8 protein-coding genes are annotated in these 14,905 nt (G+C 72.8%); all 8 read right to left on the bottom strand.

Going from position 1 to position 14,905, the window contains the following annotated elements:
* Positions 1 to 39: 39 nt before the first annotated feature.
* Positions 40 to 1,593, bottom strand: a complete 1,554-nt coding sequence (locus ACWCV9_RS21955; protein ID WP_450788800.1) for a class I adenylate-forming enzyme family protein — start codon at positions 1,591 to 1,593, stop codon at positions 40 to 42.
* Positions 1,594 to 1,614: 21 nt separating this feature from the next.
* Positions 1,615 to 2,079: an acyl-CoA thioesterase gene (locus ACWCV9_RS21950; protein ID WP_450788798.1), complete on the bottom strand. Its 465-nt coding sequence runs from the start codon at positions 2,077 to 2,079 to the stop codon at positions 1,615 to 1,617.
* 142 nt (positions 2,080 to 2,221) lie between these two features.
* The gene (locus ACWCV9_RS21945; protein ID WP_450788796.1) at positions 2,222 to 3,091 is read right to left on the bottom strand and encodes a hypothetical protein; all 870 of its coding nucleotides are present in this window, start codon (positions 3,089 to 3,091) and stop codon (positions 2,222 to 2,224) included.
* A 107-nt stretch (positions 3,092 to 3,198) separates the two neighbouring features.
* A complete protein-coding gene (gene ccrA, locus ACWCV9_RS21940) occupies positions 3,199 to 4,545 on the bottom strand; it encodes a crotonyl-CoA carboxylase/reductase (protein WP_450789109.1) in 1,347 nt (448 codons plus the stop codon).
* A gap of 20 nt (positions 4,546 to 4,565) precedes the next feature.
* Positions 4,566 to 5,900: a crotonyl-CoA carboxylase/reductase gene (gene ccrA / locus ACWCV9_RS21935; protein ID WP_450788794.1), complete on the bottom strand. Its 1,335-nt coding sequence runs from the start codon at positions 5,898 to 5,900 to the stop codon at positions 4,566 to 4,568.
* Between the two features lie 35 nt (positions 5,901 to 5,935).
* A complete protein-coding gene (locus ACWCV9_RS21930) occupies positions 5,936 to 7,603 on the bottom strand; it encodes an acyl-CoA dehydrogenase family protein (protein ID WP_450788793.1) in 1,668 nt (555 codons plus the stop codon).
* Positions 7,600 to 8,325: a thioesterase II family protein gene (locus ACWCV9_RS21925; RefSeq protein WP_450788792.1), complete on the bottom strand. Its 726-nt coding sequence runs from the start codon at positions 8,323 to 8,325 to the stop codon at positions 7,600 to 7,602. Before ACWCV9_RS21925 ends, ACWCV9_RS21930 begins: the two co-directional genes overlap by 4 nt.
* A complete protein-coding gene (locus ACWCV9_RS21920; protein ID WP_450788790.1) occupies positions 8,325 to 14,873 on the bottom strand; it encodes an amino acid adenylation domain-containing protein in 6,549 nt (2,182 codons plus the stop codon). Before ACWCV9_RS21920 ends, ACWCV9_RS21925 begins: the two co-directional genes overlap by 1 nt.
* Positions 14,874 to 14,905 lie beyond the last annotated feature (32 nt).

The following is a 14,905-nucleotide window of genomic DNA, read 5'->3' as shown; positions in this document are numbered from 1 at the left end:
CGCCCGGGTGATCCGGGGGAGGAGAGGAGGGGGAAGGCGTCACACGCTCTGGTAGGCGTCCCGCATGGTGCGCTTGAGCGCCTTGCCGGTGAGGCCGACGTGTTCGTCGGGCGCCTTGACCACGAGCCGGTCGATCACCGGGAGTTCCCGCTGGGTCAGCACGGCGTTGATCCGGGAGCGCAGGTCCGCCAGATCGGTGCCGGCCGACGGCAGGTCGACGGTGAGGACCAGCCGCTGCGCGGCCTCGGGGGCCGGCCGGGAGTGGACCAGCGAGCAGTCGAACACCTCCGGCACCTGCCGCATGATCAACTCCTCGATCTCGCAGCTGTAGATGGTGCCGTGCGGGGTGTCGATGCTGTCGGTGGTGCGGTCGACGTGGTAGAAGCGGCCCTCCTCGTCGCGGTAGGCGAGGTCGCCGGTGAGCCAGTAGCCCCGCACCCGGTTCTTCTCGCTCAGCAGCGAGTTGTTCCAGTAACCGGCGGTCACCGTGGGGGACTTCAGCGCCAGCCGGCCCACCGTGCCGGGCGCCGCCGGCTCGTCCTTGTCGTCGAAGACCTGGGCGTCGATCCAGTCGAAGGGCCGCCCTATGCACCGTCCGTAGCGGTTGGTGGTGGGGGAGTGGACATTGCGGAACATGGCGAAGCCGAACTCGGACGAGCCGAAGTTGTCGATGAACAGCGACCCGGGGGCCGGCCGCCCGCTGCGGTCGCGGTGTTTGCCGAGCTGGACGAGCTTCCGGATGTGCCGCTCGTGGTTGGCGTCACCGGTGGACATCCAGCGGGCGACCGAGCCGAAGTCGTAGCGGTCCAGGTCGAGCCGGCACAGATCGACGAAGACCTTCGGGAAGGCGGCGACCAGCTCGGGCCCGAACTCCTCGATGCCCCGCGCCAGTTGCTCGCCCTCGCGCGCGGTGACCAGCAGCACCCGGCTGCCCCGGGCCACGCAGGACATCAGCACCGAGATCGCCGAGGCATGGCTCTGCGGCAGCGCGGACAGCACGCGCCGGCCGAGGTCGGCCCCGATCTGCTGCCGGATGCCGAAGAAGAAGCCCATGTGGTTGAACTGGACGGCCTTCGGGACGCCGGTGGTGCCGGAGGTGTGCGCGATGAGGACGGGGTCGTCGTCCGCGTGGGTGAACGCCGTGTAGGGGCCGGTGGCGTAGGGCTCGGCGTCGTAGTACGGCAGGTCCAGCGCCGTACGCTCCAGCCTGCCGTCGCTGACCACGGCGACCGCGCCGACCCGGGAGACGAACGCGGCCGCGATGTCCGGCCGGAGCCCGCTGTTGAGGAAGACCGGAATGGCGCCGATCTTCGTCAGGGCGATGTAGTGGATCAGATAGCGGACGCTCTCGTCCAGGAAGACCGCCACCGGGTCCTTGGACTCGATGCCGTCACGCTGGTACCCGGCGGCCACCCGGTCGGTCAGCTCGTCCAGTTCGGCGAGCCCCAACTCCCGTACCGTGTGCCCCTCGGGGTGCCGGTACTCCTTGTCCAGCTCGATGACGCTCGCTGCGGCGGTGCCGCCGACGGCGGCCGCGGTGCGGAAGAAGTTGCCCGCGCCCAGTCCGTCGACGAGCATCAGTTCGTCTGCCATCTCGGTCTCGTCCTTCCGCTGTCACGTCGTCGCGTCGGCCGCCGGGGCCAGCCACTCCTGCATCGCGTCACGGATGTCGCCGGGAATCGGGACCGGGCGGTGTTCGTCGAGGGACATGCACACCAGGACGGCCTTGATCTGCACCCGGACGTCGGACGGGTCCGGGCCGGTGCACGAGAAGCGGAGATGGAACGAGCTGGTGCCGATCCGCGGCACCGAGAGCGCGAAGCGCACGGTGTCGCCCAGCCGGCTCGGGGCGTGGAAGTCGCACTCCAGCCGCACGGTGGGGATGCCGAGGCGCCGCTCGGCGAAGAGCCCCGCGTAGTCCGTCCGCAGTCCGGTCTCGAACCACTCCTGGAGCAGCTCGTTCATGAGCAGCAGATACTGCGGGTAGAACACGATGCCGGCCGGGTCGCAGTGGTGGAACCAGATGCGCTTGTCCCGCGCGAAGATCGGTGTCGCGTCGTCAGCAGCTGTGGTGTGCACGGTTCCCGGGTCTCTTCCGTCGCGTCGTGGGGCTGTGCCCTGTCGGGGACGCCTCGCCGGAAGCGTAGGGGGCGGCCCGTCCCGCCCCGGCCCGCGAGTCAGCAAGCTGCCAAACCGGGGGCGGGGACGGGACGGGCCGCGGTCACCTCGGGCACCAGCGGGGCGCCCACGGGGCCGTAGCCGCGGTACCGCGCAGCGACCGCCCCAGCCCGAAGGAACCGGACCCGCGGGGCTGCCGCTCGACGGGCTCGTGGTCGAGGTCGACGTCCGCGTGGACGTCGATCAGCCCCAGCGCGGCCGCCTTCACCCCGGCCTCGAACCGGGACTCCGCCCCCAGCACCTCCATCAGGCTCGCCACGCACCGCCGGTAGGTGCGCACGGAGATGCCGAGCTGGCGGGCGGCGACCTCGTCCTTGCGGCCCGAGCCGAGCAGCCGCAGGATCTGCGGGGTCTTCTCGTCCAGGACGTTGCGCTGGTAGTGGAGGAACCGGTCCAGGTCGCAGGCCCCGTCCCAGGCCGCGTCGAGCAGGGCGACCAGCGGCTCGACCACGACGGGGGAGTGCACCAGGACACAGCGGCGGCTCCGCCCGGGCTGCCACATCAGGATCCGCTTGCGGTCGAAGACCACCATCCCGTGCAGATCCACGGTGCTGATCCGGACCCGGGCCCCGTTCTCCCGGCTGATCCGCTCCAGGAACTCCAGCCGGCCGTGGCCGTCCAGCTCGTCCGGGGGACAGATCACGGACGTCGTGACCGACCGGCCGCCCAGGGCGGTGATGCTCTCCCGGGCCCGCTCGATCTCCTCCCGGCCGTATCCGTTCATCTGGCAGTTGACGAAGAGCACTTCCCTGCGCACCGTCCGCAGCAGGCTCTCCGTCAACTCGAAGTACTCGACGGCGTGCTGGTCCGCGATCTCTCCTCGGGCGGGCTGCGCCGGAACCCGGACGACACGCGGACCGGCGCGGCCGTCGACCCGACGCAGTAACTCCTCGACCTGCTGTGTGCCTGTCACTGGACACCTCTCTTCACCGTGCGCGGATCGAACCGTTCCGTGCCGCCCGCCGGCGGGTCCGGCGGGCGGCGGTCCTGTTCAGTCGAGCGAACCGCGGTGGGGCCGGCTCATACGGGGCCGGTCCCGGTGCGGAAGCGGTTGATGGCGCTCAGGTGGCGGGCGCGCAGCTCCGCGTCCCGCACCCCCAGCCCTTCGTGCGGGGCGAGTGCCAGGACGCCGACCTTGCCGTGGTGGAGATTGCGGTGGACGTCGTAGGCGGCCTGCCCGACCTCCCCCAGCGGGTACACCCGCGACAGGGTCGGATGGACCCGCCCCTTGCCGATCAGCCGGTTGGCCTGCCACGCCTCGCGGTAGTTCGCGAAGTGCGAGCCGATGATGCGCTTCAGCGACATCCACAGGTAGCGGTTGTCGAACTGGTGCTGGTAACCGGAGGTCGACGCGCAGGTGACGATCGTGCCACCCTTGCGCGCCGCGTAGACCGAGGCGCCGAAGGTCTCCCGGCCCGGGTGCTCGAAGACGATGTCGACGTCCTCGCCACCGGTCAGCTCACGGATCCGGGAGCCGAACCGGCGCCACTCCTTCGGGTCCTGGGTGTGCTCGTCCTTCCAGAACCGGTAGCCCTCGGCACTGCGGTCGATGATCGCCTCGGCGCCCATCCGCCGGCAGATCTCCGCCTTCTGCTCGCTGGAGACCACACAGATCGGGGTGGCGCCGCCGACCAGCGCGAGCTGGGTCGCATAGCTGCCGAGCCCGCCGCTCGCGCCCCAGATCAGCACGTTGTCGCCGACCTTCATGCCCGCCCCGTTGCGGGAGACCAGCTGCCGGTAGGCGGTGGAGTTCACCAGCCCGGGGGCGGCGGCCTCCTCCCAGGTGAGGTGGCCGGGCTTGGGCATCAGCTGGTTGGACTTGACCAGGGCCAGCTCGGCGAGGCCGCCGAAGTTGGTCTCGAACCCCCAGATCCGCTGCTCCGGGTCGAGCAGCGTGTCGTCGTGCCCGTCCGGGGACTCCAGCTCCACGGACAGACAGTGCGCGACGACCTCGTCACCGGGCTTCCAGGCGTTGACCCCCGGGCCGGTGCGCAGCACCACACCGGCCAGGTCCGAACCGATCACGTGGTACGGCAGGTCGTGCCGCGCGGCGAGCGGCGAGGTACGGCCGTACCGCTCCAGGAACGCGAAGGTCGGTACCGGTTCGAAGATCGACGACCAGACGGTGTTGTAGTTGACGGAGCTGGCCATGACCGCCACCAGCGCCTCGCCCGGGCCGAGTTCCGGGGTGGGCACCTCCTGGACGTGCAGGGACTTGCGCGGGTCCTTGTCCGCGCTGCTCATCCCGGCGAACATCTCCGTCTCCTCGCGCAGCAGCACGGCCGCCCGGTAGGACTCGGGCACCGGCAGCGCGGCCACCTCCTGCGCGGACAGCCTGGGGCGTCCGGACTCGCCGGACTCCGCCAGGACCGCCGTCAGCTGCTCCCTCACCTGCCACCGTCCGCGCTGCGGAAGGCGTGCAGCCGGTCCTCGCCGATCCGCGCCCGGGTGGCGGGGTCGGTGATGCCGAGCCCCGGCTCGGGAGCCAGGCACAGCACACCGACCTTGCCGATGTGGCGGTTGGTCTGGATGCTGCGCGCGGCCTCGGCCACCTCGTCCAGCCGGTACACGGCCGACAGGGCGGGGACGATCCGGCCCTGCTGGATCAGCCGGTTGGTCTCCCACTGCTCCTGGAGGTTGGCGCCGTGGCTGCCGATGATGCGCTTCAGCTTCATCCACAGGTAGCGGTTGTCGAACTGGTGCTGGTAGCCGGTGCTGGAACCGCAGGTGACGACCGTGCCACCGCGCCGGGCGAGGAACACCGACGCCGCGAAGGTCGCCTTGCCAACGTGCTCGAAGACGATGTGCGGGTCCTCGCCGACCGCCTTGCGGATCGCCTTGCCCAGGCGCTTCCAGCCCTCCGGCCGCTGGAGGCTGCCGGGGTCGCCCTGCTCGATCTCGGTGCGGTCGATGACGACGTCGCAGCCCAGGCCGGCCAGGATCTCGGCCTTCTCCGGGGAGCTGACCACACCGATGGACGTGCCGCCGCCGTTGCGCACGAACTGCACGGCGTAGGACCCGAGACCACCGCTCGCGCCCCAGATGAGCACCACGTCGCCCTGCTTCATCCGGGCGCCCCGGTCACTGACCAGCATGCGGTAGGCGGTGGCTGCGCACAGCGGGTTGACGGCCGCCTCCTCCCAGGACAGATGCGCGGCCTTGGGCAGCAGCTGGCTGGCGCGCACCACCGTGTAGTCCGCGAGGCCGCCGAAGTTGGTCTCGAAGCCCCAGGCGCGCTGGTCCTCGCCGAGCATGCTGTCGGCGTGGCTGGCCGGCTCCTGGTCGTTGACATGGGCCGTGGCGATCACGACGTGGTCGCCGGGCTTCCAGTGCTGGACGGCGGAGCCGACGCGCACCACCACACCGGCCGCGTCGGAGCCGAGGACGTGGTACGGCTGGTCGTGCCGGGCGTGCCAACCGCCCTGGGACGCAAGGTGCTTGAGGAACCCGAAGGTCGGCAGCGGCTCGAACATCGCCGACCAGACGGTGTTGTAGTTGATGGCGCTGGCCATGACCCCGACCAGCACCTCGTCCGGCGCCAGTTCGGGCATGGGCACATCGCCGACGTGCAGGGACTTGCGTACGTCCTTGTCCTCGACACCGACGAACAGCTCCGTGTCCTCGGCGCGGACGAACGCGGCCCGGTACTGCTCGGGAACCGGGTGCCGCAGCAGCTCCTCGGCGCTGCTCCCCGTCGTGACGGCTTCGGTCAGGGTCGTCATGGTCTTCCTTCGGTGCTCGTGGGGTCGGTCGGGGATCACGGGTGGAGGAGATGGTCGGGCGCGCCGTCCAGCAGGGCGCGGGCCAGCCGTGCGCAGGCCGCCGGCGGCTCCTTCGCCACCTGCTCCCACAGCGGGGCCAGCCGCGCCCGCGCGCCGTCGCAGACGACGGCCGCGAGATCCTGGGCGTTCGGCTCGTCCTGCGCGCCGGCCTGGGCGGCCCGCGCCAGGACGACGGCCATCGTGAACAGTTCGGTGGCGATGCGGTTGACGGCGATCAGCGTCTGCTGCCGCTCCAGCAGCTCGGCGGCCGGCTGGGCGCCGGTCAGCTCGCGGCAGATCCGGCCCAGCCGCCCGACGTCCTCGCGCACCGCCTGGAGGTGGGCGCGGTTGCCGGACGACAGGGCACCCGGATCCAGGGCGCCGTCGGTGCCGGGCAGCTCCTGGCCGCCGTCCCGGTAGTAGCCGGCGAGCATCCGCGCGGCCAGATACCGGTCGAGGTTGAAGTCGACGCCGCCGGCGACCCGCATGCCGCGGATCTCCCGCTGCGCCTGCTCCACGGGGTGCGGGGCCAGACCGCGCGCCGCCTTGCTGTCCGCGGTCTCGTACCCCCGCGCGCCCAGCAGCGACACCGTACGGTCCACCACCCGCCACGCCGTCATCGAGGTGAGGTTCTTCAGCGCGTCCCGCTCCCAGTTCAGGGCGGTGGCGTCGGTGTGCAGCATGGCCCAGCGGACCGCGCTGTCCATGGCGTAGACGTCCGCGACGGACTCGGCGAGCAGCTGCCGGATCGCCTCGTACGACGCCAGCTCCCGGCCGTCCACGGCCCGCTCGGCGACGAAGGAGCGGGACCACTCCAGGCAGCGCCGGGCGAGCGCCATCGACGGCGCGCTGGTCACATAGACCCGGGCCAGCGCGTGGATCTCCGCGTACGGCGAGGCCCTGCGCCACTCGGCCTGCGCGGGCAGCGTGTGCCCGGCCGGGACGAACACCTCGGTCAGCCGCAGATGCGAGATCGGGGTGGCGTGCAGGCCCATGAACGCGTGATGGGCGACCACCTCGAAGCCCTCGGCGGGCAGCTCGACGAAGAACAGGCCCACCTGGTCGCCGTCCCCGCCGCCCTCGACGGCCGCGGTCACCGCGACCAGGCCGGCCGCGGCTCCGTTGGTGATGAACATCTTCTCGCCGGTGAGCAGGTACCCGGACCCGTCCGCGGTGGGCCGGGCCACCGTGGACCGGCCCGTGTTGCCCGCGCCCTCGGGCTCGGTGCTGGCCAGCGCGCCCACGGTGCCGGCGGCCACGTGCTTGGCGAGCAGCTCGCGCAGTTCGCCGTCGGGCACCGCGGGCAGGAAGGCGATCGGGCCGAGGGCGTTGTGCGCGGACAGCAGCATGCTGAGGGCCGGGGCGCGCTCGGCGGCCGTCTCCAGCACCCGGAAGCCGTTGTAGTCCGACAGCGCCAGGCCGCCGTCCTCGCGGGGCAGCAGCATGGCCAGGAAACCGGCCTCGTGGAGCGCGTCGAGCAGCCCGCCGGGCAGCTCGCTCCGGCCGTCCAGGCCGTCCGGGACATGGGTGTCCAGCACCCGCGTCATCGCCCGGACCGCCTCGTCCCCGGCCCGCCGGTCCGCCTCGGACTGCCGGGGGAAGGAGCGCAGCCGGTCCCAGGGGAACCCGCCCCGGCTCATCTCCTGAAGGACACTCACGGTCATATCAGCTTCCTCAGCGCCTGCATGAACGCCTCCGGATGTTCCCGGAGGTAGAAATGTCCGCCGGGGAACAGCTCCACGGTGCACTCGGCCGTGGTGTGCTCCCGCCACTGGGGCAGATACGGCGACGCCAGGTCGCTCTCCCCGCCCAGCACCGAGATCGGGATGTCCAACGGCTCCTGGCGGACGTGCTGGTAGGTCTCGAAGATGGTGAAGTCGGCCCGGTAGGCGGGCAGCACGAGCCGCACCAGCTCCGGGTCCGCGAGCAGCGGCGCGGGCAGCCCGCCGTAGCGCTCGTTGACGGCGGCGAGCAGCTCGTCGTCGCCCAGGGTGTGCAGCGGGCTGCGCGGGTGCGGCAGGTGCGGCGCCGGGTAGGCGGACAGCACCAGCCGCTCGGGCAGCGGACGGCCCGCCGCGCGCAGCGCGCGGGCCGTCTCGAAGGCGGTCAGCCCGCCGAGGCTGTGCCCGAAGAACACGAACGGACCGGCGAAGTCGACGGACTCGACGAGGCTCTGGACGAAGGTGTCGATGGAGTCCAGCGGGGTCTCCATGACCCGGGTGCCGCGCCCGGGCGGCTGGATGCCCCAGACCTCCACGTCCGGCAGCTCGTCCGCCCAGCGCACGTACTCGCCCGGCGAACCGCCGCTGTGCGGGAAGCAGTACAGGCGCAGGGACGCCTCCGGGCGCCGCCGTCGGCGCACCAGCCACGGTGACTTGTCGGCCATCAGTGCTCGCTCTCCTTCAGCCGGCGGTCGGTCAGTTCGGCGAGGCCCGCCACGGTCGGGGTGGTGAAGATCTCCCGGGCCTCCAGCGGGATGCCGTAGGTGTCCCGCAGCCAGGCGGCCAGCCGGGTGACCAGGACGGAGTCACCGCCCAGGTCGAAGAGGCTGTCGTCCGGGTCGACCTCGTCCAGGCCGAGGAGCTGCCGGAAGGTCTCCGCGATCCGCTCCTCGGTCTCGGTGCCCGGCCCGGCCGCCGCGGCCTCGGTCTGCGGCCGGGCGGCGGGGGAGGCGGCGCCCGGCGTACGGCCCAGCCACGCGTCCGGGGTGGCCTGCGCGGTCCCCCCGGCGGTGCCGGGATCGGCCGGCTCCACCAGGAAGTGGCGCCGGTCCAGCGGGTGGCCGGGCAGCTTGGCCCGGCGCCGGCCCGCCGCGTCCTGCACCCGGCCGAAGTCGACCGGGGCGCCGGTCAGCCAGAGCCTGCCGAGCGCCTCCAGGGCGACGGACAGCGCGGAGGCCGGATCGGTGGGGTGCGGCTGGGACTGGAGCACCAGCTGGTGGTCGCTCAGCTCGGGGTGCTGACGCGACAGCGTGGTCAGCGTCATGCCCGGCCCGACCTCCAGCAGGATCCGCTCCGGGTCCGCGAGCAGGGTGGAGACCGCGTCCCCGAACCGGACCGCGTTGCGCATGTGCGCCATCCAGTAGGCCGGGTCGGTCAGCTGTCCCGGCTCTGCCCAGGTGCCCGTCATGTCGGACACGAAGGGCACGGTGGGCTCGTGCAGCTCGATCGCGGCCACCGCGGCCCCGAACTTGTCCAGGACCGGCTCCACCAGCGGCGAGTGACCGGCACCGGAGATCTTCAGCTTGCGGAAGTCGATCCCCTTCTCGGTCAGCTGCGCGGCCAGCAGGTCGATGTCGGCCTCGCGGCCCGACACGGTCACCTGCCCGGGGCCGTTCACCGCCCCCACCGTGACGGAGTCGGGCAGCAGCGGCAGCACCTCCGCCTCGGGCCGCTTGACGGCGAGCATGGCCCCGGCCTCGACCGTGGACAGCAGCTGCCCGCGCAGACCGACCAGGGAGATGCCGTCCGCGAGCGAGAACACCCCCGCGGTGCAGGCCGCGGCGTACGCCCCGAGGCTGTGGCCGACCAGGGCGCTCGGCGTGATGCCCCAGTGCTGCCAGAGCCGGCCCAGCGCGTACTCCAGGATGAACACCGCGGGCTGGGCGACGGTGATGGTGTTGATCCGGCGCCCGGCCTCCGCCACCGCCTCCGCGTCCCGCGGGTCGGGGTAGACGATGCTGCGCAGGTCCAGGCCGAGGCGCTCGTGCGCCGCGTCGAAGGCCTCGTCGACATGGCGGCGGAACACGGCGTTGTGCTCGTACAGGTCCCGCGCCATGCCGACGTGCTGGCCGCCCTGACCGGGGAACATGAAGGCCACCGGCCGCTCGGCGGGCGCACCGGCGGACGTCGGCACCCGGCGGGTGTTCCCGGAGGTCAGGGCCCGCGCAACCTCCGCGGTGTCCTGACCCACCACGAACCGGCGGAAGGGATAGGTGCGCCGGCCCCGCTGGAGGGTGAACGCCACGTCGGCGAGCGGCAGTTGGGGCTCCCCGGCGAGACGCTCGGCGAGGTCCTCGGTCAGCCGGTCCAGCGCCGCCTCGGAGGCGGCCGACAGCGGCAGCAGCTGCGGGGTGTCGGTGGGCCGGACGGGCTCGCGCGCCGGCGGCTGTTCGACGACGACATGGGCGTTGGTGCCGCCGATGCCCAGCGCGCTGACACCGGCCCGCCGCGGGCCCGCGGACGGCTGCCACGGGCGCAGCTCGGTGTTGACCCGGAACGGGCTCGTCTCGAAGTCGATCTCCGGGTTCGGGCGTTCGAAGTTCAGGCTCGGCGGGATGACGCCCTTCTCCACCGCCAGGACGGCCTTGATGAACCCGACGACACCGGCGGCGGCGTCGGTGTGCCCGATGTTGGTCTTGACCGAGCCGAGCCAGCAGAACCCCGAGCGGTCGGTCCCGGCCCGGAACGCCTTGGTGAGCGCGGCCACCTCGATGGGGTCGCCGAGCCGGGTGCCGGTGCCGTGCGCCTCGACATAGCCGATCGAGTCGGGCTCGATCCCGGCGGCCAGGTGCGCGGCGCGGATGACCTTGGCCTGGCCGTCGATGCTGGGCGCGGTGAAGCCGATCTTCTCGCCCGCGTCGTTGTTGACGGCCGACCCGCGCAGCACCGCGTGGATGTGGTCACCGGCGGCGACCGCGTCCGACAGCCGCTTGAGCACCACCACCGCGGCGGCGCTGCCTCCGACGATCCCGTCGGCGTCCGCGTCGAACGCCCGGACGTGGCCGTCCACCGCGAACGGGCCGCCCTCGGTGTACCGCACCGGCAGCAGCGGCACCCGCACCCCGGCACCGCCGGCCAGCGCGACGTCGCAGTCCCCGGACGCCAGCGCCTGCGCGGCCAGGTGGATCGCCGTCAGAGAGGTGGAGCAGGCGGTCGCCACCGTCACCGCGGGGCCGTTCAGCCCCAGCTTGTGGGCGGCGCGGCTGGTCAGGTAGTCGGGCGCGGTGGAGATCCGGAACTGCCAGTCGTCGGCGAACGGCAGCTTGCCGCGCTGCGACTGGAGCGTGGAGTAGTACGTCGTCATGCTGCCGCCGGCGAAGATGCCGACGGACGGCCCGTCCGGCTCCGGCACCAGACCGGCGTTCTCCAGGGCGCTGTGGGCAACCTCCAGGAAGACGCGCTGCTGGGGGTCGATCAGCAGGGCCTCACGCGGCGAGTAGCCGAAGAAGGCCGCGTCGAACTCCGCGGGGGAGTCCAGCAGTCCGAACGCGGTGAGCCCCTCCCCGTCGGGCTCGACCGGGCCCAGATAGGTGATCGACTCGACGCCGTCGCACAGGTTCTCCCAGAACGCGCCGACATCGGCCGCCCCGGGGAAGCGCCCGGCCATGCCGACCACGGCGACCGGCTCGGGACCGCCCGTGCCGCCGCCGCGCTGGACGGGTGCGACGAGCGGCTCCGCCGCCTCCCCGCTGAGATGCGCGGCCAGGGAGTGCACCGTGGGGAACTCGAACAGGGTCATCAGCGGTGCCTTGATGCCCAGATCGGTCTCCAGCCGGTGCTGCACCCGGGTCAGCAGCAGCGAGTGCCCGCCCAGGTCGAAGAAACTCTGGTGCGAGCCGACGCCCTCGACCCCGAGCACCTCCTGCCAGATGCCGGCGATCCGCCGCTCCAGCTCACCGGCGGGCGGCCGGACCGCGGCCGCCGCCTGCCGGACGGGCGCCGGAAGCCGCTTGGCGTCGACCTTGCCGCTCGGGTTGAGCGGCAGATGGGTCAGCGTGACGAACGCGGCCGGGACCATGTACTCGGGCACCGCGCGGGACAGATGTTCGCGCAGCTCGGCCGCGGCCGGCTCGGTGTCCGGGTCCGCGGGCACCACGTACGCCACCAGCTGCCGGTCGGCGGGGTCGTCGGACGGGGTGTCACCCGCCGCGCGCACCAGCACATGGGCGTCGCCGACCTGCGGGTGGGTGCGCAGCGCGGCCGTGATCTCGCCCAGCTCGATGCGGTACCCGCGCAGCTTGACCTGCTCGTCCATGCGCCCGATGAACTCGATCTCACCGTCGGCACGGAGCCGGGCCAGGTCCCCGGTGCGGTACATCCGGGCGCCGGGGTCCGCGGCGAACGGGTCGGCCACGAAGCGTTCCTCGGTCAGCTCCGGGCGGTTGCGGTAGCCCCGCGCCACGCCCACGCCGCCGATGTACAGCTCGCCGATCACGCCGGGCGGCACCGGCCGCAGCGCGCGGTCCAGCACCCGGACCGTCCAGCCCGGCAGCGGCCGGCCGATGGGCGGGTCCCCCGGCTCGTCCTCGCGGGTGCGGACCGTACCGGCCGTGCTCAGCACGGTGGCCTCGGTCGGGCCGTAGGCGTTGACGAAGCGGAACGGGGTGCCGGGGCGGGGCCGTGCGGTCAGCCGCTCACCGGCGACCAGCATCATGCGCAGCGTGGTGTCCGTGCCCCACTCCCGGTCCAGCAGCGGCGCGGCCAGGGCGGTCGGCAGGATGGTGAGGGTGATGGAGTTCTCCCGCAGCCACGCCTGGTAGTCGGCGGCGACGAGCACCGTGGCCCGGTCCGGGCAGTGCAGGGTCGCGCCGGCCGCCAGGGCCGGCCAGATCTCCAGCTGGGACACGTCGAACCCGGGGGAGATCAGCAGGGTGGCCGCGTCCTCGGGGGTGACGTCGTACTCCCGGACGTACCAGGAGGCCAGATGGCCGAGCCCGCGGTGCGGCACCTCGACGCCCTTGGGGCGGCCGGTGGAACCGGACGTGAAGATGATGTACGCGATGTCGTCGGGCCCGGCCTCGTCCGCGACGGTGTCCCCGGTCCGGCCGTCCTCCGCGCGGCCGTCCCGTACCGTCAGGCACCGCCGGGCCGGGAACCGGTCCCGCAGCTCCTCGCTCGTGATCACGGCGAGCGCGTCGGCGTCCTGAAGCATGCCGTCCATCCGCGCCTGCGGCTGGCCGGGGTCGACTGGCAGGAACGTGGCGCCCGACTTGAGCACCGCCAGCTCCGCGAGGACCAGGTCGGCGCCGATCGGCAGGCAGACGGCGATCACCGTGCCCCGGCCGGCCCCGGCCTCCTTCAGCCGGGCGGCCAGGCGCTCGGCGCCCTCGTCCAGCTCGCCGTAGGTCATGGTCCGGCCGGCCTCCACCACGGCGGCCTTGCCGGGCTGTGCCTGCGCCTGCCGCTGCACCCGGTGGTGCACCGGCAGTTCGTGCGCGGCCGGGTCCACGGGCTGCGGGGCGCTCCACGCGCGCAGCCGCTCCGCGGCCCGGCCCTCGTCCAGCAGCCGCAGCTCGCCGACGGGGGTGTCCGGGGCCTCCAGCGCGTGGGCCAGCAGTTCCTGGAAGGCCGCGGCGATCGACTCCACCGTCCCGGCGTCGAAGAGGTCCGCGTTGTACTCCCAGATCAGCGCGATGCCCTCGTCGCCGGCCCGCTCACCGGAGGCGTGCTTCTTGTCCTGGGGCACCACGATGAGGTGCAGGTCCATCTTCACCGTGTCGTTGAACGGCTCGGTGATGGACGACTCGCAGTCCCCGAACCGCGGCGCGGCCTCGGTGTGGTCGTGCGCGGTGACCATGGTCTGGAACAGCGGGGGGTGCGCCGGGGTGCGGGGGACGCCGAGGGCGTCGATGACGACCGGCAGCGGGCACGCCTGGTGCGCCGCGGCGTCCAGGACCGTGTCCCGCACCTGCTTCAGCAGCCGGCTGAACGGCAGCTCGGCCGAGACCCGGGTGCGCAGCGCGGCGCTGTTCATCACCATCCCGACCATCTCTTCTTCCGCCGGGCTGCGGCGGTTGGCCAGGGGGGTGCCGACGCAGATGTCGGTGTCACCGCTGTAGCGGTGCAGGACGGCGGTGAAGCACGCGAACAGCGCCATGAAGGGGCTGACCCCGTCGCTGCGGCGCAGCCTGCCGAGGCCGTTCAGGAGAGAGGCCGGGACCTCGCTGTACACCCGGCGGCCCCGGGTCGTCTGGACCGGCGGCCGGGGCCGGTCGGTCGGCATGCTCAGCACACCGGAGTAGTCGGCCAACTGCTGCTGCCAGTAGGCGAGATGGCCCTGCATCGCGGGGCCGTCCTGCTCCTCGCGCTGCTGCCGGGCGTAGGCGCCGTGCTGGAGCGCCGGGGTCGGCAGACCGGCGTCCCGGCCGGCCGCGCGGGCGTTGTACAGGGTCTCGACCTCGCGCAGCTCGACGGCGAAGGACCAGCCGTCGTGCAGGATGTGATGGGCCACGACCAGCAGTTCGTGCTCGTCGGGGCCCAGGCGTATCGCCAGCCAGCGCTCCAGCGGGTAGTCCGCGAGGGAGAACGGCCGGGCCAGCTCCGCCGAGACCCGGCGGGCGCGGGCGGACTCCCGTTCGTCCTCGGGGAGTCCGGACAGGTCCGCCCGCTCGATGCGCACCGGGCGCGGCTCGTGGACGACCGGCACCGGGGTGCCGTTCTCCTCCCGGTAGCTGGTGCGCAGCGCCTCGTGGCGCCGGTAGACCTCGGTGAGGGCCCACTCCAGGACGTCGAGGTCCAGCGCGCCGCGCACCCGGATGCTCCGGGAGCCGTTGTAGACGGGGTCGTCCGGGGTGAGCTTGTGCAGGAACCACATCTGTTCCTGGTTGGCGGACATCACCCGCGGTGCGGTGCCGTCCTCGGCCGCACCGCGCCCGGGGCGGCCCTCGGCCGGAGTGGACGTGACGGCGGCTTCGCCGGTCGCCGCGGCGGCGGCCACGGCATCGGCGAGTTCGTCCAGCGTGGGGTGGACGAAGATGTCGCGCACCGGGATCTCGACACCGAGCCGTTCCCGGACGCGCACCACGATCTGCGCGGCGAGCAGGGAGTCGCCGCCCAGCTCGAAGAAGCTCTCCTGGGGGTCGAACCGCTCGATCTGGAGCACCTCGCGCCAGATCGAGCCCAGCGTCTCCTTGCCGGACGCCGGGTCGTAGGGAAGGGATGTGCCGGCGGTGGGGTCTTGCCGGCTGCCGGGGCTTTGCTCGGCGGAACGCACAGTGGTAACTCCGGATCACGGTCGGACGTCGG

The organism is Streptomyces sp. NPDC001606, assembly GCF_053596835.1.
The sequence above is the reverse complement of the archived record's forward strand: the minus strand, read 5'-3'. Positions and strand labels throughout refer to the sequence as shown.